21 protein-coding genes are annotated in these 19,933 nt (G+C 54.5%); 5 read left to right on the forward strand and 16 right to left on the reverse strand.

What is annotated here, in order from left to right:
- Positions 1-76: 76 nt before the first annotated feature.
- On the reverse strand, positions 77-1,828 hold the full coding sequence (gene ggt / locus ABDW13_RS10705; protein WP_343552544.1) for a gamma-glutamyltransferase: 1,752 nt from the start codon (positions 1,826-1,828) through the stop codon (positions 77-79).
- 204 nt (positions 1,829-2,032) lie between these two features.
- Between ggt and ABDW13_RS10710 the strand changes: the two genes are divergently transcribed.
- Positions 2,033-2,314, forward strand: a complete 282-nt coding sequence (locus tag ABDW13_RS10710; protein WP_343552545.1) for a DUF2756 domain-containing protein — start codon at positions 2,033-2,035, stop codon at positions 2,312-2,314.
- Here the strand turns inward: ABDW13_RS10710 and ugpQ are convergent.
- The 10 genes from ugpQ to ABDW13_RS10760 form a co-directional block, all read right to left on the reverse strand.
- The gene (gene ugpQ / locus ABDW13_RS10715) at positions 2,311-3,054 is read right to left on the reverse strand and encodes a glycerophosphodiester phosphodiesterase (RefSeq protein ID WP_343552546.1); all 744 of its coding nucleotides are present in this window, start codon (positions 3,052-3,054) and stop codon (positions 2,311-2,313) included. The genes ABDW13_RS10710 and ugpQ overlap by 4 nt on opposite strands.
- Positions 3,051-4,124, reverse strand: a complete 1,074-nt coding sequence (locus tag ABDW13_RS10720; protein WP_343552547.1) for a sn-glycerol-3-phosphate import ATP-binding protein UgpC — start codon at positions 4,122-4,124, stop codon at positions 3,051-3,053. The genes ugpQ and ABDW13_RS10720 overlap by 4 nt, the downstream gene beginning before the upstream one ends.
- A complete protein-coding gene (ugpE, locus tag ABDW13_RS10725) occupies positions 4,125-4,970 on the reverse strand; it encodes a sn-glycerol-3-phosphate ABC transporter permease UgpE (protein ID WP_343552548.1) in 846 nt (281 codons plus the stop codon).
- Entirely contained in the window at positions 4,967-5,854 is an 888-nt protein-coding gene (gene ugpA / locus ABDW13_RS10730) for a sn-glycerol-3-phosphate ABC transporter permease UgpA (protein WP_343552549.1), read from the reverse strand. The genes ugpE and ugpA overlap by 4 nt, the downstream gene beginning before the upstream one ends.
- A gap of 63 nt (positions 5,855-5,917) precedes the next feature.
- The gene (gene ugpB / locus ABDW13_RS10735) at positions 5,918-7,234 is read right to left on the reverse strand and encodes a sn-glycerol-3-phosphate ABC transporter substrate-binding protein UgpB (protein ID WP_343552550.1); all 1,317 of its coding nucleotides are present in this window, start codon (positions 7,232-7,234) and stop codon (positions 5,918-5,920) included.
- Between the two features lie 299 nt (positions 7,235-7,533).
- Positions 7,534-8,247 carry a high-affinity branched-chain amino acid ABC transporter ATP-binding protein LivF gene (gene livF, locus ABDW13_RS10740; protein WP_343552551.1) on the reverse strand — a complete coding sequence of 238 codons (714 nt, stop codon included), beginning with the start codon at positions 8,245-8,247 and terminating at the stop codon, positions 7,534-7,536.
- A 1-nt stretch (position 8,248) separates the two neighbouring features.
- Positions 8,249-9,016 (reverse strand): high-affinity branched-chain amino acid ABC transporter ATP-binding protein LivG, encoded by a 768-nt coding sequence (livG, locus tag ABDW13_RS10745; protein ID WP_343552552.1) that lies wholly within the window; start codon positions 9,014-9,016, stop codon positions 8,249-8,251.
- Positions 9,013-10,284 carry a high-affinity branched-chain amino acid ABC transporter permease LivM gene (locus ABDW13_RS10750; RefSeq protein ID WP_343552553.1) on the reverse strand — a complete coding sequence of 424 codons (1,272 nt, stop codon included), beginning with the start codon at positions 10,282-10,284 and terminating at the stop codon, positions 9,013-9,015. Before ABDW13_RS10750 ends, livG begins: the two co-directional genes overlap by 4 nt.
- On the reverse strand, positions 10,281-11,207 hold the full coding sequence (livH, locus tag ABDW13_RS10755; protein ID WP_343552554.1) for a high-affinity branched-chain amino acid ABC transporter permease LivH: 927 nt from the start codon (positions 11,205-11,207) through the stop codon (positions 10,281-10,283). The genes ABDW13_RS10750 and livH overlap by 4 nt, the downstream gene beginning before the upstream one ends.
- Positions 11,208-11,383: 176 nt before the next feature.
- Positions 11,384-12,511: a branched-chain amino acid ABC transporter substrate-binding protein gene (locus ABDW13_RS10760; protein WP_343552555.1), complete on the reverse strand. Its 1,128-nt coding sequence runs from the start codon at positions 12,509-12,511 to the stop codon at positions 11,384-11,386.
- A 403-nt stretch (positions 12,512-12,914) separates the two neighbouring features.
- Between ABDW13_RS10760 and panM the strand changes: the two genes are divergently transcribed.
- On the forward strand, positions 12,915-13,301 hold the full coding sequence (gene panM / locus ABDW13_RS10765) for an aspartate 1-decarboxylase autocleavage activator PanM (RefSeq protein ID WP_343552556.1): 387 nt from the start codon (positions 12,915-12,917) through the stop codon (positions 13,299-13,301).
- A gap of 62 nt (positions 13,302-13,363) precedes the next feature.
- Here the strand turns inward: panM and rpoH are convergent, their stop codons facing one another.
- The 4 genes from rpoH to ftsY all read right to left on the reverse strand — a co-directional run bounded on the left by rpoH (position 13,364) and on the right by ftsY (position 17,553).
- Positions 13,364-14,221, reverse strand: a complete 858-nt coding sequence (gene rpoH / locus ABDW13_RS10770) for an RNA polymerase sigma factor RpoH (RefSeq protein ID WP_343552557.1) — start codon at positions 14,219-14,221, stop codon at positions 13,364-13,366.
- A gap of 239 nt (positions 14,222-14,460) precedes the next feature.
- Positions 14,461-15,444 carry a permease-like cell division protein FtsX gene (ftsX, locus tag ABDW13_RS10775; protein ID WP_343552558.1) on the reverse strand — a complete coding sequence of 328 codons (984 nt, stop codon included), beginning with the start codon at positions 15,442-15,444 and terminating at the stop codon, positions 14,461-14,463.
- On the reverse strand, positions 15,434-16,102 hold the full coding sequence (gene ftsE / locus ABDW13_RS10780; RefSeq protein WP_008109888.1) for a cell division ATP-binding protein FtsE: 669 nt from the start codon (positions 16,100-16,102) through the stop codon (positions 15,434-15,436). Before ftsE ends, ftsX begins: the two co-directional genes overlap by 11 nt.
- 5 nt (positions 16,103-16,107) lie before the next feature.
- Positions 16,108-17,553 carry a signal recognition particle-docking protein FtsY gene (gene ftsY, locus ABDW13_RS10785; protein ID WP_343552559.1) on the reverse strand — a complete coding sequence of 482 codons (1,446 nt, stop codon included), beginning with the start codon at positions 17,551-17,553 and terminating at the stop codon, positions 16,108-16,110.
- A gap of 231 nt (positions 17,554-17,784) precedes the next feature.
- Between ftsY and rsmD the strand changes: the two genes are divergently transcribed.
- Both rsmD and ABDW13_RS10795 read left to right on the forward strand, forming a co-directional pair.
- Positions 17,785-18,384: a 16S rRNA (guanine(966)-N(2))-methyltransferase gene (gene rsmD / locus ABDW13_RS10790; protein ID WP_343552560.1), complete on the forward strand. Its 600-nt coding sequence runs from the start codon at positions 17,785-17,787 to the stop codon at positions 18,382-18,384.
- Positions 18,374-18,643, forward strand: a complete 270-nt coding sequence (locus ABDW13_RS10795; protein WP_343552561.1) for a DUF1145 family protein — start codon at positions 18,374-18,376, stop codon at positions 18,641-18,643. The genes rsmD and ABDW13_RS10795 overlap by 11 nt, the downstream gene beginning before the upstream one ends.
- A gap of 84 nt (positions 18,644-18,727) precedes the next feature.
- On the opposite strand, the gene ABDW13_RS10800 is transcribed toward ABDW13_RS10795, so the two are convergent.
- Positions 18,728-19,084: a DUF2500 domain-containing protein gene (locus ABDW13_RS10800; protein ID WP_343552562.1), complete on the reverse strand. Its 357-nt coding sequence runs from the start codon at positions 19,082-19,084 to the stop codon at positions 18,728-18,730.
- Between the two features lie 162 nt (positions 19,085-19,246).
- Here ABDW13_RS10800 and ABDW13_RS10805 point away from each other — a divergent pair, with 162 nt between their 5' ends.
- Positions 19,247-19,876, forward strand: coding sequence for a lysoplasmalogenase (locus ABDW13_RS10805; protein WP_343552563.1), 630 nt, complete (start codon positions 19,247-19,249; stop codon positions 19,874-19,876).
- The last annotated feature ends 57 nt before the right edge of the window (positions 19,877-19,933 follow it).

Here is a 19,933-nt window from a genome sequence, read left to right on the forward strand (position 1 = left end):
TAAAACCGCGCGATAAATCGCGCCGCTACAAATGCATGCACATACCGTAGCGGCGCAATTTATTGCGCATTATTGATCAGTATCCCGCACTCAAATCATCTACCGAACGCGGATCTGACGCGCCATAGCGCGTGCCATCTGGCCCAATCATAATGCTCTGCGTGCTGCCCATCGCCGGCATTACTTTCACATGCTGACCTTTCGCTTCTAGCAAACGCAGCGTATCCGGGCTAAAGCCCTTCTCGACGCGCAACTGATCCGGCAACCATTGATGATGGAAACGCGGCGCATTGGTGGCTTCGGCGACATTCATGCCAAAATCAATGCTGTTCACCACCATTTGCAACACGGTGGTGATAATACGGCTACCGCCTGGGCTGCCGGTTACCAGCCAGGTTTTGCCATCTTTGGCCACAATCGTCGGTGACATTGACGACAGCGGACGCTTCGCCGGTTGTACCGCATTGGCTTCTCCGCCGACTAAGCCATACACATTTGGCGTGCCCGGTTTGGCCGAGAAGTCATCCATTTCGTTATTCATCAGAATACCGCTCTGACCGGCGACAATGCCGCTACCGAAATAGGTATTCAGCGTATAGGTCACCGCCACCGCGTTACCGTCTTTATCCACCACCGAGAAATGGGTGGTTTGATTGCTTTCGTACGGTTCAAGTTTGCCGGGTTTGATCTCGCTCGATGGACGCGCTTTATTGACGTCAATCTGCTGCGCCAGCGTTTTAGCGTAGGCTTTGCTGGTCAGCGCTTGCTGCGGCACTTTGACGAAGTCAGGATCGCCGAGATATTCCGAGCGATCGGCATAGGCGTATTTTTCCGCTTCGGCCATCACCTGCATGGCATCGGCGCTGCCAAAGCCCCATTTCGCCAGATCGAAGTTCTCGAGGATATTGAGGATTTGCACGATGTGAATCCCGCCAGACGATGGCGGCGGCATGGAGAACACTTCATAGCCGCGATAAGTGCCGCTCACTGGCTTGCGCTCCACCGCGCGATACGCCGCCAAATCGGCTTTACCAATCAAGCCACCGTGTTGCGCCATTTCACCGGCGATCTCATCGGCGATTTTGCCTTTATAGAATGCATCCGGCCCTTGCTGCGCAATCAGTTGCAGGCTGTGCGCGAGATTTTTCTGCACCAAACGTTCGCCTTTCTGATACGGCTTGCCGTCGGCTTGGTAGAAAATAGCGCGGCTGTTGTCGTGATTAATCAACGTCTCTTTGCCGTAAGTGGCAAGATCGTCGGCCAACGCGTCATTCACCACAATGCCGTCACGAGCCAGTTTGATGGCCGGTGCCAGCAGTTTACTCAGCGGCAAGGTGCCATATTTCTGCGCGGCCAAGGCAAAACCGGCCACGGTGCCCGGCGTGCCTGAGGCTAAATGCGAAGTGAGTGATAACTTACTATCTGCATTGCCCTGTTTATCGAGGAACATATCGCGGGACGCGCGCGCCGGTGCCATTTCACGGAAGTCGATGGCGGTGGCACGGCCCGATGCGGTGCGCAGCAACATAAATCCGCCGCCGCCAAGATTACCGGCTTGCGGATGGGTCACCGCTAACGCGAATCCTACCGCCACTGCCGCATCCACCGCATTGCCGCCCTGCTTTAAAATATCGACGCCCACTTGTGTCGCCATCGCATCCACCGACGCCACCATGCCATGTTTGGCTTTGACCGGGTGGAAGGTATCGCTATCGACGCCGTAAGAAACCGGCGGCGCGCTGGCGGGCGCGGCTTGTGCGCCCTGCACCACCGTGAAACTCATCAGCAATGCCCAGCCCAATTGACGCACGTTGCCCTGTATCCTCATCCTGCCACCTCTCTTTTAAGTTATTTACATTTGTTATTAATTGATGCAAGTGTTTGCAAATACTGTAAAAAGCGTAGCAGCTAAGCCAAATTAGGCGCACTCCTGGTTCGAGACTTTGTGATATTGCATAAACTTATGACAGCAGCGCGTGTTGCCACATTGGTAGCATCAGCACACAGCAGGCTGCATTAATGGAGGAAGACCATGAACAAATGGCTAATTGTGATCGCAGCATTGCTGCCGTTGAGCAGCATGGCGAATATGCTGAACAACACTAATAACCCGAACCAACCCGGCTATAACCCGAGTCAGCAGCGGATGCAGACGCAAATGCAGGTTCAGCAGCAACAGCAGAAGCTTAAGTTGCAGCAGAATCAGCAGCAGCAAAGTCAGGATTTACAGCGGAAAGTGCAGGAACAGCGGGATAGTGCCCAGCAGCGCGTGATTCAATCGCAGCCGGGCCAGGTGCAGCAGCAGTCGAACTAACGGAAGTCGGGACCGATAATGTCGATGCGATCGGTACAGATGGCATCAACGCCCCAATCCAGCAGCTCGCGCGCCCGCGCGGGCTGATTCACGGTATATACAAGAATATGCAAACCGGCAGCTTTTAACTGCGCGGTGCGTTCGGCATCCAAAAGCTTGTGATTCAGATGGATCGAAACACAATCCAGCGCCGAGGTTAGCGCTTGCCAATCATCATGCCATTCGTCCAGCAGCAAGCCGCGCGGCAGTTCTGGCACCGCTTGCATCGCGGCTTCTAATGCTTCGTATGAGAACGATGAAAGCAGCGGCGCGGTTTGCCCTTGCCACATCTCGCGTGCCGCCAGCGCCACGTTGCATCCGGTAACCACGTCCAAACCAGTAGTCGGTTTGATCTCGATGTTCGCCATCATGTGATGTTGACGGCAACGTTCGGCCACTTCGCTTAGCAGCGCCAGCGGCTCGCCTTCGTAATCACGGCTGTACCAACTGCCCGCATCCAGCTGCGAAAGCTTGTGCCACGACAAATCTCCCGCTACACCCCAACCATTACTGGTGCGATCCAGCGTGTCATCGTGCAGCAGGAAGATTTGCTTATCTTCCGACAGCTTGGCATCAAACTCGATCATGGTATGACCGTACTGCGCGCCGACATCAATCGCCGCGAGGGTATTTTCCGGTGCCAGTTTGCCGCCGCCGCGATGCGCGACGATGTGCGGATAAGGCCAGTTGTGTTGACTCATTCCAGACGCTTTCCATGGGTTGAATCGAAGAAGTGTAACGCATCTGCCGGCAGATGTAGCCACAAGGTGCTGCCCGCTTGCGGACGTTCGCTATGCGGCAAACGCACCACCATGCGCGCGTTGCCAATACGACCGTGCGCGAGGTTATCGGCGCCGAGCATCTCCAGCGTTTCGACCACCAACGGAATGCCACCGGCATCACGGCTGCTCAGCTGAATGTGTTCCGGACGGATGCCGAGCGTCAGCGGGCGATTGGCCCACTTCGCTTTGCTTTCGCCCAGCAGCAAGCTGTTCAGCGCATCAAGCGTAAAGCGCGTGCCATCGCTGTTGATATTGCCCGGCAACAGGTTCATCGCTGGCGCACCGATAAAGGAAGCCACGAACTGGCTGGCTGGACGCTCATACACTTCCACTGGCGTGCCGACCTGCTCGACCACACCTTTGTTCATCACCATCACGCGCTGCGCCAGCGTCATCGCCTCTACTTGATCGTGGGTGACGTAAATGCTGGTGGTTTTCAGGCGGCGATGCAGCTGTTGCAGCTCAAGGCGCATCTGCACGCGCAGGCGCGCATCCAGGTTGGATAACGGCTCATCGAACAGGAACACCGCCGGTTCACGTACGATAGCGCGCCCCATCGCCACACGCTGACGCTGTCCACCTGACAGCTCACGCGGGCGGCGATGCAGCAGATGATCCAGCTCGAGGCTGCGCGCCGCTTCCATCACGCGTTGATCAATCTGCACTTTGCCCATGCCGCGAATCTTCAGGCCGTAGGCCATGTTTTCGCCGACCGTCATATGTGGATAGAGCGCGTAGTTCTGGAACACCATCGCGATGCCGCGATCTTTCGGTTCGAGGTTGGTGACGCGTTTGTCGTCGATATAAATATCGCCAGAAGTCACGCGTTCCAGGCCAGCCACCATGCGCAGCAGCGTGGATTTGCCGCAGCCGGAAGGGCCAACCATCACCATAAATTCGCCATCGTTAATGGTGATATTCAGTGGCTGAATGATCTGATTTTTGCCGTCATACGATTTGGTGACGGTCTGAAGGGTTACGCCTGCCATTTATTTATCACTCTCCACCAGGCCACGCACAAACGCACGTTGCATCACGAGGACCACCACCACCGGTGGAATCAGGGTTAATAACATTGCCGCCATCACTTCATTCCACTGCGTCGGCCCGCCACTGGTGTTGATCATGCTTTTCACCCCGGCAACCGCGGTGCTGAGGCCCGGATCGTTGATGATCAGCAGTGGCCACAGATATTGGTTCCAGCCATAGATAAAGGTGATCACAAACAGCGCGGCGAGATTGGTTTTTGACAGCGGTAACACGATGTCCCAGAAGAAGCGCATCGGGCTGGCACCGTCGATACGCGCCGCCTCAATTAACTCATCCGGCAGTGACATAAAGAACTGGCGGAACAAGAACGTGGCGGTGGCGGAAGCCATCAGCGGCAACGTCAGTCCGCTGTAGCTGTCGAGCATATTCAGCGTCGAGATCACTTCCACCGTCGGGAAAATACGCACTTCAACCGGCAGCATTAAGGTGATGAAAATCAGCCAGAAGAACAGCGAACGCAGCGGGAAGCGGAACCACACCAGCGCAAACGCCGATAGCATCGAGACGGTAATTTTGCCGATGGTGATGCCCAACGCCATCAGCAAACTGTTGAACATCATCATGCCAAATGCCGGGCCATTACCGTTGACGCCGTGCGTCCAGATGCGCGCAATGTTCTCCCACAGATGTGTACCCGGCACCAACGTCATCGGCACTTGATACACCGCGTCGTTATCCAGCGTTGCTGCCACCAAGGCGATGTAGAGCGGGAACAAAATAGTCAGTACGCCGAGCACCAGCAAGGTATGGCTGAAGATATCCAGCCCGCGTCGATTCTCAATCATTGGTATTGCACCTTACGCTCGACAAAGCGGAATTGCAGAATAGTCAGGCCAATCACCAGCAACATCAGCACCACTGACTGCGCAGCGGACGCCGAGAGATCGAGACCGGTAAAGCCTTCGCGATAGATTTTGTAGATAAGCGTGGTGGTTGCTTGCACCGGACCGCCGCCGGTCGCAGCATCAATCACCGGGAAGGTATCGAAGAAGGCATACACCAGGTTGACCACCAGCAGGAAAAAGCTTACCGGCGTAATCAGCGGCAACGACAAGTTGAAGAAACGTCGCACCGGACCGGCGCCATCGATCGCCGCCGCTTCCACCAGCGATTTAGGGATCGACTGCAATGCGGCGAAGAAGAACAGGAAGTTGTAGCTCATTTGCTGCCAGATCGACGCCAATACAATCAGGAACATCGCCTGGCCGCTGTTTTGCGCGTAGTTCCAGTTGTAGCCCATTTGATTCAGCAGATGGCTGAACAAACCGAGGCCAGGATTAAACAGGAACATCCATAATACCGCCGCCACTACCGGTGCCACTGCGTACGGCAGCAGCAGCAAGGTTTGATAGAGTTTTCGCAGGCGGATAACGTAATCCACCAGCGCCGCCAGCAGCAGAGAAAAGGTCATGCCGCATACCGTCACCAGTGCACTGAATTCAATGGTGGTCCAGAAGGACGCCAGATAATAATCGTCGCTGAACAGACGTTTGAAGTTCGCCAGACCGACAAAGGTGCTAGAGATACCAAAAGGATCAATACTTTGCAGTGAATACCACAGCGCTTCGCCAGCTGGCCATAAGAAGAATATAGCGGTAATCACCAGCTGCGGCAGCACCAGTAAATAGGGCAAAAGACGGGAGCGGAACACGGGGCGTGATGAGGACATAGCAGGCTCGAGCAAAGGGAAAAAATCGGGACTGACGCTTAAGTCAGCCCCGAGATGACGGCATTACTTCACTTGCTGCTCGAAACGGCGCAGCAGTTCGTTACCGCGTTTTACGCTGTTATCCAGCGCGGCTTGTGGTGACTGTTTGCCCGTCCACACGCCTTCCAGCTCTTCGTCCACGATGGTACGAATCTGTGGCATGTTGCCCAGACGCATGCCTTTGGTGAATGGCAGCGGATCTTTGTTCAGCATCTGACGCGTCGCGATGTCCGCACCTGGATTCTTGTCATAGAAGCCCTGTTGCTTGGTCAGCTCATACGCCGCGGTGGTGATTGGCAGATAACCGGTTTTCTGGTGCCATTCAGCAGCGATTTCTGGCTGGGCCAGGAACTTCATGAACTCCGCCGCGCCTTTGTAAGTGTTGGCATCTTTGCCTTTCATCACCCACAAGCTCGCGCCGCCAATGATGGCGTTCTGCGGTGCGTTTGGTACGGTTTCGTCATACGGCATCATGCCTACGCCGAAGTTAAACTTGGCGTAATGTTTGATGTCAGCCAGTGAACCTGAAGACGCGGTAGTGATGCCGCAATCGCCGTTATAGAACTTGGCGGTTGATTCATCTTTACGACCGAAGTAGGTGAAATCACCCTTCTTGTTCATGTCTTCCAGCATCTGGATGTGGCGCACCTGCACCGGCTTGTTAAATTCCAGCACCGCATCGGTACCATCAAAGCCGTTGTTTTCGGTGGCAACTGGCAATGCATGCCAGGCGCTGAAGTTCTCGATCTGAATCCAACCCTGCCAGCCGCTGGCGTAACCACAGGTCATGCCCGCTTTACGCAGCGCGTCGGCGTCTTTCGCCAATTCCTGCCAGGTTTTTGGTGGCTGATCCGGGTTCAGACCGGCTTTTTTGAAGGCGTCTTTGTTGTAGTACAGCACCGGCGTAGAGCTGTTGAACGGCTGAGAAATCAGCTGGCCTTTGCTGTCGCTGTAGTAACCGGCAACAGCCGGTACGAACTGCTTCGGATCCATCTGTACGCCAGCGTCTTTAAACACTTCATTCACTGGCACGATAGCTTTCGAGGCCATCATGGTTGCCGTTCCGACTTCATACACTTGCAGCAAGGCTGGCGCTTTACCTGAACGCACCGCAGCGATACCCGCCGCTAAGCTCTGCTCGTAGTTGCCTTTGTAAGTCGGGACGATTTTGTATTCTGGGTGAGCCTGGTTAAAACGTTGTGCCAGAGAATCAACTTCTTTGCCTAACTCGCCTTCCATTGAGTGCCAGAAAGGGATCTCAGTTGCAGCCAGCGCATTACCGCTGAGCGCCAGACCGAGCAAAACACTCATCAGGCGGGGACGAAGCGTAAAAGCGGACATAAGGTTTTTCCTGTGCTGTTAAGTACGCGCGAAATCGCGCATTTTTTTGTTCGCGAAGTAACATGACACGAGGAAATGACGGATTAATAACAGGTTTGTGACGGCGGTGTGACAGGGGAGAATTAGATTAATTGAGTTAATGTTGGCCGTGGTTCGGAGAGCGTTGTCCCCCATCCCAACCTTCCCCCGCAAGCAGGGGAAGGAGACGCTGCCACATGCAGCTTCATATTTTTTATATGGCAGCGTCTTCCTCCCCCACGTGTGGGGGAGGACCGAGGTGGGGGACAGCCAGCACAATCCTAAGCGCCTAAATATGCGCTCCTGACGGCTTCATTGGACAACAACGCGTCGCCGCTGTCTTCCAATACCACGTGGCCGTTTTCCAGCACGTAACCACGATCCGCCAGCTTCAGCGCCTGGTTGGCGTTCTGCTCGACGAGGAAGATGGTCATACCTTCTTTACGCAGCTGCTCAATGGTATCGAAAATCTGCTGAATAATAATTGGCGCTAAACCCAGCGACGGCTCATCCAGCAGCAACAAACGCGGCTGGCTCATCAGCGCACGACCAATCGCCAGCATCTGCTGCTCACCGCCGGACATGGTGCCCGCGCGCTGCGCTTTACGTTCTGCCAGACGCGAAAACAGCTGATAGACGCGATCAATACGCTCCAGATACTGCTGGCGCGTGGCGAAGAAGCCGCCCATCGCCAGGTTCTCTTCCACCGTCATACGCGAAAATACCCGACGGCCTTCCGGCACAATCGCAATCGCTTCACGCATGATTTTCGCCGTTTGCCAGTCGGTGATCTCTTTGCCATCGAAAGTGATGGTGCCGCTGGTGGCGCGCGGTTCGCCGCACAGTGTGCCGAGCAGCGTGGTTTTACCCGCGCCGTTAGCGCCAATCAGGGTGACGATTTCGCCCTGATTGATGTGCAGATTGATGTTGTGCAGCGCCTGAATCGGGCCGTAATGGGCGTTGACACCCTGCAAGGTTAAAATCGGGTTTGCCATGTTACGCCTCACCTAAATAAGCACGGATCACATCCGGGTTGTTACGCACTTCTTCCGGCGTGCCGTTGGCCAGCGGCGTTCCCTGATTCACCACATAAATGCGGTCAGAAATACCCATCACCAGCTTCATATCGTGTTCAATCAACAGCACTGACACCTTGTGCTCACCGCGCAGTTCAGCGATCAGCTCATCCAGTTCGTGAGTTTCACGCGGGTTGAGACCGGCCGCCGGTTCATCAAGCATTAGGATTTCCGGGCGCGTCACCATGCAGCGCGCAATTTCCAGCCGACGCTGCTGACCGTATGCCAGATTGCCCGCCTGGCGGTTAGCCAGATCCAGTAAGCCGATACGATCCAGCCAGGTGGCGGCGCGATCCAACGCTTCGCTCTCGCCGCGACGGAACGCCGGAGTTTTGAATAAGCCGGAGAACACGCCACTTTTCAGATGCTGATGCTGCGCGACTAACAGGTTTTCAATCACCGTCATTTCACGGAACAGGCGCACGTGCTGGAAGGTGCGCACAATGCCCATGCGCGCAATCTTCTGGCCCGGCATCCCTTGTAACTGCTGATCGCGCAGCTTGATGGTGCCGCCGGTCGGCTTATAAAAACCGGTCAAGCAGTTGAATACGGTGGTTTTACCGGCACCGTTCGGGCCGATCAACGAAACGATTTCCTGCGGATGCAGCTCAAGCGCCACATTGTTAACGGCTAACAGGCCGCCGAAGCGCATCATCAGGCCTTCAACGGCTAATAAAGGCTGACTCATGCCTGCTCTCCTTGTTTACTGCTTTTCATCTTCAGATGCGGACGCTTCATCGGTAGCAATCCTTGCGGACGCCAGATCATCATCAGCACCATCAAACCGCCGAGCACCAACATGCTGTACTCGTTCAGATCACGCATCAGCTCGCGCGACACCACCAGCAGAATCGCCGCGAGGATCACCGCCAGCTGTGAACCCATGCCGCCCAGCACCACAATCGCCAGCACAAACGCCGATTCGACGAAGGTAAAGGATTCCGGGCTAACAAAGCCCTGACGTGCCGCGAACAACGTGCCAGCAAAACCAGCGAACACCGCACTGATGGTGAAAGCAGTCAACTTGATGCGCGTTGGGCTGAGGCCGAGTGAACGGCAAGCGATTTCATCTTCGCGCAACGCTTCCCACGCGCGCCCGAGCGGCATGCGCAGCAAACGGTTGATAACGAACAGCGTCAATACCACCAGCAACAGCGCCACCAGATAGAGGAAAATCACGCGGTCGCTGGGATCGTATTTTAGGCCAAAGAAATCATGGAACGTGCTCCAACCGCCTTCACTCACACGACGGCCAAACTCCAGGCCAAACAGGCTCGGTTTAGGAATCTGCGCGATGCCGTTCGGGCCGCCGGTAATCGCGGTGTTGTTGAGCAGCAGAATGCGCACGATTTCGCCGAAGCCCAACGTGACAATCGCCAGATAATCACCGCGCAAGCGCAGCACCGGGAAGCCGAGCATCAAACCAAATGCGCCTGCCACTAAACCGGCCAGCGGCAAACTTTCCCAGAAGCCAAAACCGTAATAGTGATTGAGCAAGGCAAAGGTGTACGCACCGATGGCGTAGAAGCCGCCGTAACCCAACACCAGCAAACCGGATAAACCCACCACCACATTCAGGCCAAGGCCGAGCATCACGTAGATCAGCGTCAGCGTGGCGATATCGACGCTGCCGCGCGACACCAGAAACGGCCAAATTACCGCTGCTGCAATCACCAGCGCCATCAACAGTTTTTGTTTCGGCGTCGAGCCATCAAAGCCCGGCAACACCAACGCTTTGCCGCTGCGTTTGAATTTGCCGTGCAGCAACGGACGCAGCAGTTGAAACACAAACACCACTGCGCAGCCAATCCAAATCCAGTTCCAACGCACCGCGCCCGCGTTGGCGACCACCAATTTGGTGCCGTTCAAATCAAGGCGTACGCCCATAAAGAAGGTGGCGAGAATCAGTAACATCACCGTGGAGATCACGGCGTTGACCAAACCGAGGCGTTTCATACTTTCTCCACCTCCGGACGGCCAAGAATCCCGGTTGGCATCACCAGCAGCACCACAATCAGCAGTGCGAATGAGACCACATCTTTATATTCGGTGGAGAGATAGGCCGAGGTCAGCGCTTCGGCAATGCCGAGAACCAGGCCGCCAATCATCGCGCCCGGAATGCTGCCGATGCCGCCCAACACCGCGGCGGTGAAGGCTTTCATCCCAGCCATAAAGCCGATAAACGGGTTGATGGAACCGTAGAATTGACCGAGCAACACGCCCGCCACTGCCGCCATCGCCGCACCAATCACAAAGGTCAGCGAGATCACGCGGTCCGTGTTGATGCCCAACAAACTGGCCATTTTCAAGTCTTCTGCGCAGGCGCGGCAGGCGCGGCCCATGCGTGAATAGCGAATGAATAAGGTCAGCGCCAGCATTGACAGGAAGGTCACCACCCAAATCACCAATTGCATGGTGGAAAGCGTGGCGGCAAAGCCGTTGCTCTCGCCCAGCGTCCATTGGCCGGTGATCAGACTCGGCAACGCGAGATCGCGCGAGCCTTGCGTCAGGCTGACGTAGTTTTGCAGGAAGATCGACATACCGATGGCGGAGATCAGTGCGATCAAACGCTTCGACGATCGCACGGGTTTGTACGCCACGCGTTCGATGCTCCAGCCGTAAGCGCTAGAGATGATCACCGCCATCACGAAACCGGCGGCAATCATCAGCCACGAAGTGTCGATGCCCATCATCATCAGGGCGGCAATCACGATAAAGGAGACATAACTGCCGATCATGTAGACCTCACCGTGGGCGAAGTTGATCATGCCGATAATGCCGTAAACCATGGTGTAACCGATGGCGATCAGCGCGTAGGTGCTCCCGAGGGTAACCCCGTTGAACATCTGCTGAATGAAATAGAGAAACTGCTCGGACATAGTGAGGGCCTGCTCTGGGGCTGAAAATTCCCTCTCCCACTTGTGGGAGAGGGCTAGGGAGAGGGAAAAACGACTCGATAGTCCATGCGCGCTGTCCCTCCCCCTGCCCCCTCCCGCAAGCAGGAGGGGGAATGTTTGTTCCACCTTCCTCGCTGGAGGGGGGAATATTAGGTGAATTACTTAACTGCGGTAGAAGAACCGTCTTTGTGCCATTTGAAGACACCAAATTCGAAGCCCTTCAGATCGCCCTTCTGATCCCAGTTCAGATTGCCCATCACGGTAGGAACCGCGGCGCCTTCTTTCAGGTTCTTAGCAATCGCATCTGGCTCATCGCTCTTGCTGCGTTCGATACCAGCCACCAGCGATTGAATCGCGGCGTAAGTCGTCCAGACGAATGGACCGGTTGGATCTTTGCGGTTCGACGCGGTGTTGGCTTTGATGGCATCAACAATCGCTTTGTTCTCTGGCAGTTGGTCATAGCGCTTCGGCAGTGTCACGAACAGACCTTCGGACGCATCGCCCGCGATGTTAGACAGTGAAGCGTTACCCACGCCTTCCGGGCCCATGAAGCCAGCGGTCAGGCCAGCGGATTTCGCCTGGCGCAGAATCTGGCCCAGCTCTGGGTAATAACCGCCGTAGTAAACGAAATCGACGTTCTCTTTTTTCAGGCGTGCAATCAGCGTGGAGAAGTCTTTATCGCCAGCAGTGATACCTTCGAACATCACCACGTTGCCGCCTTTAGCTTTCAGGGTTTTCTGCACGGATTCCGCCAGGCCCTGACCGTATTGCTGCTTGTCATGTACCACAGCGATACGTTTTGGTTTGATGTGATCGAGGATGTAAGTTGCGGCAGTTGGGCCCTGATCGGAATCCAGACCGGTAGTACGCAGCACATCCGCATAACCACGTGCAGTCAGTTCTGGCGCGGTCGCCGCTGGGGTGATCATCAGCACGCCTTCGTCGTTATAGATGTCTGAAGCAGGCTGAGTAGAGGAGGAGCACAGATGGCCGATAACGTATTTGATGCCGTCGTTAACCACTTTGTTGGCAACCGCAACCGCTTGTTTCGGGTCGCAGGCATCGTCATATTCCACGCCAACCAGTTTGTCACCGTTAACGCCGCCTTTGGCGTTGATGTCCTTGATTGCTTGCGCTGCACCGGTAAATTGCATGTCACCGTATTGCGCGACCGGGCCGGTTGAAGCGCCAACGATGGCAATTTTGATGTCTTTCGCCAACGCCGCGTGGCTCATAGCCAACGCGATGCAGCCCGCCAGTAATGCGCGTCCTTTACTCATTTTCATGCGAACTTCCCCATCTGTTGTGTCGTGTCTGTTGTGATTGCATTATTTTCTGCCAGTCAAAGAGAAAAACTCATTTTGCAATAATGAGTTAGCCCGCTTTTCTGGCATTTATTGGTAATAAGGCTTTATTTTTCAGGTTATTAAACAGGAACTTTCTTCTGTAAATCAACTGACATATTCAGAATTGACTGAGTGGATCAGCAGAATCATCTGGTTGTTATGGCCATTTTTCCAGCAGAATGCCAGCGCGTTATGCTGGCTTTTTCAACGTATAGTGATGGCTTACGCCACAATTCTGGCAAATTGAACGGCATTTGACCTATTTTCATTGCAAAAAAGTGACAGCACGCTGACTGTTTAAATTCGCTACAATATCGCCTTTGCACTAGTACAGGTATTAGGTATGAAGCTGACAATCCAGCGCTTAGCATCGTTGACCGCTCAGGATCGAATCGATTTAGCTAAAGTCTGGCCGCAAATCGACATTTCGCCACTTGAAGCGCAATTAAGCGAAACGCAGCGTCTGTACGCCGCGCGCTTTAACGATCGTTTGCTGGCGGCATTGCAGTTAACCATTAGCGGAACGCAGGGAAAGATTACCCATCTCAACGTGCGGGAAGTGACGCGTCGCCGCGGCGTTGGGCAATATTTGCTGGAAGAGACGTTGGCGCAGAATGGCGCGTTAACCGGTTGGTGGATTGCTGATGATGGCGATGCCGATCAGGGCGTGCGAGCAGCGTTTATGCAGGCGTGCGGGTTTCGTGCGCAGGTGGATGGTTGGGTGCGTTAGTCAATTTTCAGACAATAAAAAGGGCGACTTAAAAGTCGCCCCATTTCACTGCCTGATGATTATCAGGCTTCAATCGCCACGCGCAGTTTCTTCATGGCGTTCTTTTCCAGCTGACGCACTCGCTCAGCAGAAACACCGTATTTATCGGCCAGTTCCTGCAAGGTGGTTTTGCTGTCATCATCCAACCAACGTGCGCGGATAATGTCCTGACTACGTTCGTCGAGGCTCAGCATCGCATCACTCAGCTTGTCAGCGGCATGGGCATCCCAGTTGTCCTCTTCAATGCCATCGGCAAAGTCAGAGGTTTTATCCTGCAGATACAGCACCGGCGCCATCGCTTTACCTTCGCCTGCTTCATCATCTGAAGACATGTCGAAAGTCATATCCTGCGCGGCCATGCGCGATTCCATTTCAAGTACGTCTTTGCTGCTCACGCCCAGCTCGCGTGCGACCATTTCCACTTCGTCCTGGTTAAACCAACCGAGACGCTGTTTGCTTTTACGCAGGTTAAAGAACAGCTTACGTTGCGCTTTGGTGGTCGCGACTTTCACGATACGCCAGTTACGCAGCACGTATTCGTGAATCTCTGCTTTAATCCAGTGCACAGCAAACGACACCAGACGCACACCGACTTCAGGATTGAAGCGACGCACCGCCTTCATCAGGCCGATGTTACCTTCCTGAATCAAGTCCGCCTGTGGCAAGCCGTAACCGGAATAGTTACGAGCAATATGAACAACAAAGCGCAGGTGAGACAGGATCAGCGTTTTAGCTGCATCCAGATCGCCCTGGTAATGCAGCCGCTCAGCCAATGCTTTTTCCTCTTCTGCCGTCAGAACCGGCCAGTTGTTGGCAGCCCGAACGTAAGATTCCAGGTTACCCAGAGGAGCAATCGCTAAAGTTTGCATTTCTTTGGTCATTCAAACCCTCACAAATTCAATGGACTTGCTGCACGGTATTTTGCGCAGACGTTACATTATGTCAACGTCACGAGAAAACCAGAAGCAATCTGTGCTACTTGGACGACAAAGTTATCCACAAGTTCAATTATAGCAGTGAATATTTTACACACAGATGACGGCGGGGGAAATAGGAGAATTCCTCTGCTCCCAGATCGTCGGCAGCAGAGGAAGAGTATATCAAAAAACGTTGCTTTTGGTTACTGCGGCGTAAATCGACGTAAATGTTGCACCGTTGCCAGCCAGGCGGCAATCCAGCCAATAATGGCGGCAATCAGCAATAACAGCAGCCCTTCATCCCAGGAAAAACCTTCCAGAACAAAGGTGGTGCCAAATACGTTTGCCACTTGCGCTACCACCGATTGCAGGCGCAACACCAACACTTCAGAAAGAATCAGTGACAATACTGCGCCGCCAAAACCTAATAACGCGCCGCCATACAGGAACGGACGCAGGATAAAGCCATCCGTCGCACCAATCAGTTTCTGCACATTAATGGTGTCACGACGCGCGAAGATGCTGAGGCGCACACTGTTGCCGATCACCAGGAACACCGCCACCACCATCAGCAAGCCAATCATTGAGGCAATTTGTCCGACTAATCCGGTCAACGCCGCTAAGCGCGCAAACCAGCTGTCATCCATACGCACTTCATCGACGCCCTGCACTTTCGCCACGCGATCGCGCAGATTAGCCATGGTGTCTGAATTCTGGAAATTGAGTTTTGGCGTGATGATGGCAACGGCCGGCAGCGGATTCTGTTCCAGCATATCCATCGAACCGCCAAAACCGGACCAGTTGCGGAACTCATTCAGCGCTTCTTCACGCGTCAGATAGTTGACGTTATCCACACCGTCGAGCTGCTTAAGCTGCGCAGTGACGTTTTCCGCCGCCGTATCATCCAGCGATTTATCGAGATAAACCGTGAGCTGCGGCGCGGGATACCACTGCGTTGCCGCCTGGCTGACGTTTTTCCACACCATGTAGCACACGCTCGGGAGTGTCAGGGAGATGGCAATCACCATCACCGTCAGCAGCGTCGCCAACGGCTGACGCCACATATCCGACAGCGTGCCGCGCAGCGCATAGCGCCACTGTTCCTGCCAACCGCCTTTCAGCGCTTTGGTTTTGGAAGGCTGTTTCGCTTTCGGCGCAGGTGCGCGCTTGTTGCGTTTATTGACCATCGTGGCCTCCGTGCAGACGTCCCTGATTGAGCGTCATCACGCGGTAATTTCGGCGTGCAATCAGCCCGACATCGTGCGTTGCCATCAACACCGTGACGCCAACGCGGTTGAACTCTTCAAACAGGCGCAGAATATCTTCCGACAGCGCGTTATCGAGGTTACCGGTTGGTTCATCCGCCAGCAGCACCGCCGGTTTGTTCACCACCGCGCGAGCAATGCCCACGCGCTGCTGTTCACCGCCGGAGAGCTGAATCGGATAGCTTTTCGCTTTGTCGAGCAAACCCACTTTATCCAGCGCTGCCGATACGCGACGGCGAATATCTTCGCCGCTGGCACCGGAAATAATCAGCGGGATCGCCACGTTGTCGTAGACCGAACGATCCATCAGCAAGTGGTGATCCTGGAAAATCATGCCGATCTGACGTCGCAGGAAAGGCACTTCGCTGTGACGCAGACGCGAAATATCGTGGCCGCTAAACCAGATCTGCCCGGCACTCGGGCGCTCAATGCCACAAATCAGCTTCAGTAAGGTACTTTTCCCCGCACCGGAATGGCCGGTCAGGAACGCCATTTCGCCGGGACGCAGATGGAAATCCACTCCCTGCAGCGCCTGACGTCCTCCCAGGTAAGCTTTACTGACCTCTTCAAAGCGAATCATCCCAATCATTCCTCTCGGGCAAACAGTGCCTCAATAAAGTCTGCGGCCTTAAATGGCCGTAAATCCTCGATGCCTTCCCCAACACCGATATAACGAATCGGAATGCCGAACTGGTCAGCAACCGAGAAGATCACACCGCCTTTGGCAGTACCGTCTAATTTGGTCAGGGTGATGCCGGTTAAGCCCACCGCTTCATGGAACAGTTTGGCCTGGCTGACGGCGTTTTGCCCGGTGCTGGCGTCGAGCGTCAACATCACTTCATGCGGCGCGTCTTCATCCAGCTTCTTCATCACACGGGTAATTTTCTTCAGCTCTTCCATCAAGTGCGCTTTGTTCTGCAAGCGACCGGCGGTATCAGCAATCAACACATCGACATGACGTGATTTGGCGGCCTGAATGGCGTCAAAAATCACCGAAGCCGAATCCGCGCCGGTATGTTGCGCCACCACTGGAATATTATTGCGCTGGCCCCAAACCTGAAGCTGCTCAACCGCAGCGGCACGGAAGGTATCGCCTGCGGCCAGCATCACCGATTTGCCTTCGGCTTGATATTGGCGCGCCAGCTTACCGATGGTGGTGGTTTTACCCACGCCGTTGACGCCGACCATCAGAATCACGAACGGCGTTTTGCCGCCGACGTCGAGTGGCGCATCCACTTTATCCAAAATACCGGCCATTTCGGCTTTCAGCAGGCCGTAGAGCGCTTCGGCATCACGTAACTGTTTGCGATTGGCTTGCTGCGTCAGATTGGTGATGATGCGGCGCGTGGTTTCTACGCCAACGTCGGCAATCAGCAGTTGTTCTTCCAGCTCTTCAAACAGCTCGTCATCAATTTTCTTGCCGCGGAACAGGCTGATAAAGCCCGAACCGAGATTTTCACGCGTTTTAACCAGGCTGCGTTTTAGACGGGCGAAGAAGCCCTCTTTGGTAGGACGCTCTTGCTCCTGCGCGATAATCGGCGCAGCAGCCAGCGGTAGATCGCTGACGGTATCCGAAGGCTTTTGCTCCAGCTCCGCATCTTCCGCATAGGTTTCTGCTAACGCCAGCGCTTCCAGTTCTTCGTCGCTTAATGGCGCTTCTTCTTCCAGCTCAAGCTCAGCTTCCGCAACAATCTCTGGTTCAGCCGCGGCAATCACGATGTCTTCGCGCTGCGGCTCTTCTTCAATAGGTGCGACAACCGGCTGTTCAACCTCTTCCGGCAGCACCTCTTCTACGCTGGCAACCGGTTCTTCAATCACTTCCGATTCCGGCTGCTGATGTTCTGCAACCTGCTCAGTTACCGCAACGGTTTCAATCGCCTGCGCTTCGGCGCGATCTAACGCGCTCTCTTCAACGGCCGGCTCTGCAACCACCTCGGCAGTTTGCTGCTGTTCTTCAGCAGGCTGTTGCGTCTCTTCTTCTTTGCCAAAGCCTAACCAGGAAAAAAAGCCGCGTTTTTTCTCTTTTGCCATTGTGTGACCCTACTCCTCGATGGCTTATTCCCGGTAGCACGCTGTTCCCAGGGGATAAAATATTCATTTTTTAGCGGGTGAGCGGCGTAAAAATCAGGTAATTACGCGCGCTATACCAACTCAGTAGTCTAACACTTTCCAGCCAGCGCACCACAGCACCCTTTTTTAACGTTTCTTCTGCCTGCAACGCCCGTTAAACTACGCAACAAATTATGACGAGTTGTGAGTGAAATGAGTAAATCCCCCCGCAACAGCGGCGCCGCAGGCCAGATCCGCATCATTGGTGGCCAATGGCGCGGACGCAAATTACCGGTGCCGGATAGTGCTGGCCTGCGTCCTACCACCGATCGCGTACGTGAAACCCTGTTTAACTGGCTGGCACCGGATATTCAGGAAGCGCGCTGCCTCGATTGTTTCGCCGGTAGCGGCGCGTTAGGACTGGAAGCGTTGTCGCGTTATGCCGCGTCCGTCACGCTGCTGGAGATGGAGCGTGCCGTGGCGCAGCAACTGTCGCAAAACGTGCAAACGCTGCGCGCGACGCAAGCCAAGGTGGTGCAAACCAACACGCTGCAATGGCTCAGTCAGACGGGCGAACCCTTTGATGTGGTGTTTGTTGATCCGCCGTTCCGCAAAGGGTTGTTACAGGAAACGCTGGCGCTGCTGGAGCAAAATGGCTGGTTGGCCGATAACGCGCTGATTTATGTCGAGAGCGAAGTCGAGAACGGTACGCCAGGCGCGCCTGCCAACTGGGATCTCTATCGCGAGAAAATTGCTGGGCAAGTAGCGTATCGCTTATATCAACGTCAACAGGAGAGAGACGATGTGGCTTAACTTAGGACGTTTGCTGATGATTTGCGTGTGGGCATTTTTGTTGCTCAATCTGGTCCATCCGTTCCCCACGCCGCTGCGCTATTTTGTGCACGTTGCACTGTTCTTCATGGTGATCATGCACGGATTGCAGTTGGTGTTGCTGCGCGCCACCCAGCCGAAAGAAGCGCCAAAATTAAGCGGCGTAACCCAGGCGAAGATTTTCTTCTTTGGCGTGTTCGAACTGCTGGCGTGGCAGAAAAAGCATTACCCAAAAGCGTAAGCTTTATCTGTAGCGGCGCGATTTATCGCGCGTCTTTTGAATTCTTTCTGGCTGAAAGATGCGCGATAAATCGCGCCGCTACGGTTATTGTGTGGGAGTGAAACTAACAAAGCGCGTGCCCTGCATCTTCAATTCCCCTTTCGTACCTTTATCGATCTTGTCGTAATCGCTGGCGTTAATCGTCGCTTTAATATCTGAAGCGCCATTCAACGGATGGAACCAGGCTTCATACTTCATATCTTCTGCCACAATCTCTTCACGCTGACGTGAACGACGATTCGGCGACGGGAATTCGCGTTTGGTTTTCACTTCGACGGTTAAAGAACGGATCGGAGAAGCATCGTTGACCGCCGATTCGCGGCGCTGCTTAATAAACTGTCGGGTCGCCAAAACGGCAATAATCGCCAGGACGATGAGAAAGATTAGCGGTGGTTTGCTCATGATTTGTCTCGTGCTTTGCGTGAATGTCGGGTCAGGTCAAGACGACAAAGCATACAACCAGAGTCGGCTGATTGTCACATTCGCGGCCGGTAACTTACACTGAGAACGTGATTTTGGGAAAATTCATCAAATCTGGCGAACATGCTAGAAAAGGGAGAAAAAATGCTTTGGTCTTTCCTTGCGGTACTTTTTTCCGGTTGGCTCTACGTCGATGCTTCCTACCGCGGCCCGCAGTGGCAGCGCTGGTTGTTTAAACCTGTCACCTTACTGTTGTTGGTTGCCTGGGCGTGGCAAGCCCCAACGCTTAACACCACCGATTACCTGATTCTGGCTGGCCTCATCGCGACCTTGGTAGGCGATGCGCTGATGTTGTTACCGCGTCAGCAAATGCTCTACGCGTTGGGCGCATTCTTCCTGTCGCATCTGCTGTACACCATCAGCTTTGCGGCGCATATGACCATGAGTTTCTTCTGGCCGATTCCTCTGACCTTCCTGATTATTGGCGTGATCGTCATCGGGATTCTGTGGAGCAAGCTTGAGGATTTGCGTTGGCCGATCTGCACCTTAATTGGCATGACCTTGGTGATGAACTGGATGGCTACGGAGAATTATTTCTTCCGCCCAACCGATTACAGCTTCTCGCTGCTGGTTGGCGCAGCTTTGCTGCTGTTAGCCAACATTGTCTGGTTTATTTCACATTATCGTCGCCGTTTCAGCGCCGATAGCGCCATTGTTGCCGCGTGCTACTTCGCCGGTCATTTCATGATCGTGCGTTCGTTGTGGCTCTATTAACCACGACAACTTGACTCTGGAGTCGACTCCAGAGTGTAGGATAAGGACGCGGGCATT

It is taken from the genome of Pantoea sp. (genome assembly GCF_039594315.1).
Taxonomy (GTDB): Bacteria; Pseudomonadota; Gammaproteobacteria; order Enterobacterales; family Enterobacteriaceae; genus Pantoea.

Coding starts and splice junctions, on each gene's coding strand:
- ggt (WP_343552544.1), bottom strand. CDS start 1,828: ATGAGGATACAGGGCAACGTGCGTCAATTGGGCTGGGCATTGCTGATG.
- ABDW13_RS10710 (WP_343552545.1), top strand. CDS start 2,033: ATGAACAAATGGCTAATTGTGATCGCAGCATTGCTGCCGTTGAGCAGC.
- ugpQ (WP_343552546.1), bottom strand. CDS start 3,054: ATGAGTCAACACAACTGGCCTTATCCGCACATCGTCGCGCATCGCGGC.
- ABDW13_RS10720 (WP_343552547.1), bottom strand. CDS start 4,124: ATGGCAGGCGTAACCCTTCAGACCGTCACCAAATCGTATGACGGCAAA.
- ugpE (WP_343552548.1), bottom strand. CDS start 4,970: ATGATTGAGAATCGACGCGGGCTGGATATCTTCAGCCATACCTTGCTG.
- ugpA (WP_343552549.1), bottom strand. CDS start 5,854: ATGTCCTCATCACGCCCCGTGTTCCGCTCCCGTCTTTTGCCCTATTTA.
- ugpB (WP_343552550.1), bottom strand. CDS start 7,234: ATGTCCGCTTTTACGCTTCGTCCCCGCCTGATGAGTGTTTTGCTCGGT.
- livF (WP_343552551.1), bottom strand. CDS start 8,247: ATGGCAAACCCGATTTTAACCTTGCAGGGTGTCAACGCCCATTACGGC.
- livG (WP_343552552.1), bottom strand. CDS start 9,016: ATGAGTCAGCCTTTATTAGCCGTTGAAGGCCTGATGATGCGCTTCGGC.
- ABDW13_RS10750 (WP_343552553.1), bottom strand. CDS start 10,284: ATGAAACGCCTCGGTTTGGTCAACGCCGTGATCTCCACGGTGATGTTA.
- livH (WP_343552554.1), bottom strand. CDS start 11,207: ATGTCCGAGCAGTTTCTCTATTTCATTCAGCAGATGTTCAACGGGGTT.
- ABDW13_RS10760 (WP_343552555.1), bottom strand. CDS start 12,511: ATGAAAATGAGTAAAGGACGCGCATTACTGGCGGGCTGCATCGCGTTG.
- panM (WP_343552556.1), top strand. CDS start 12,915: ATGAAGCTGACAATCCAGCGCTTAGCATCGTTGACCGCTCAGGATCGA.
- rpoH (WP_343552557.1), bottom strand. CDS start 14,221: ATGACCAAAGAAATGCAAACTTTAGCGATTGCTCCTCTGGGTAACCTG.
- ftsX (WP_343552558.1), bottom strand. CDS start 15,444: ATGGTCAATAAACGCAACAAGCGCGCACCTGCGCCGAAAGCGAAACAG.
- ftsE (WP_008109888.1), bottom strand. CDS start 16,102: ATGATTCGCTTTGAAGAGGTCAGTAAAGCTTACCTGGGAGGACGTCAG.
- ftsY (WP_343552559.1), bottom strand. CDS start 17,553: ATGGCAAAAGAGAAAAAACGCGGCTTTTTTTCCTGGTTAGGCTTTGGC.
- rsmD (WP_343552560.1), top strand. CDS start 17,785: ATGAGTAAATCCCCCCGCAACAGCGGCGCCGCAGGCCAGATCCGCATC.
- ABDW13_RS10795 (WP_343552561.1), top strand. CDS start 18,374: ATGTGGCTTAACTTAGGACGTTTGCTGATGATTTGCGTGTGGGCATTT.
- ABDW13_RS10800 (WP_343552562.1), bottom strand. CDS start 19,084: ATGAGCAAACCACCGCTAATCTTTCTCATCGTCCTGGCGATTATTGCC.
- ABDW13_RS10805 (WP_343552563.1), top strand. CDS start 19,247: ATGCTTTGGTCTTTCCTTGCGGTACTTTTTTCCGGTTGGCTCTACGTC.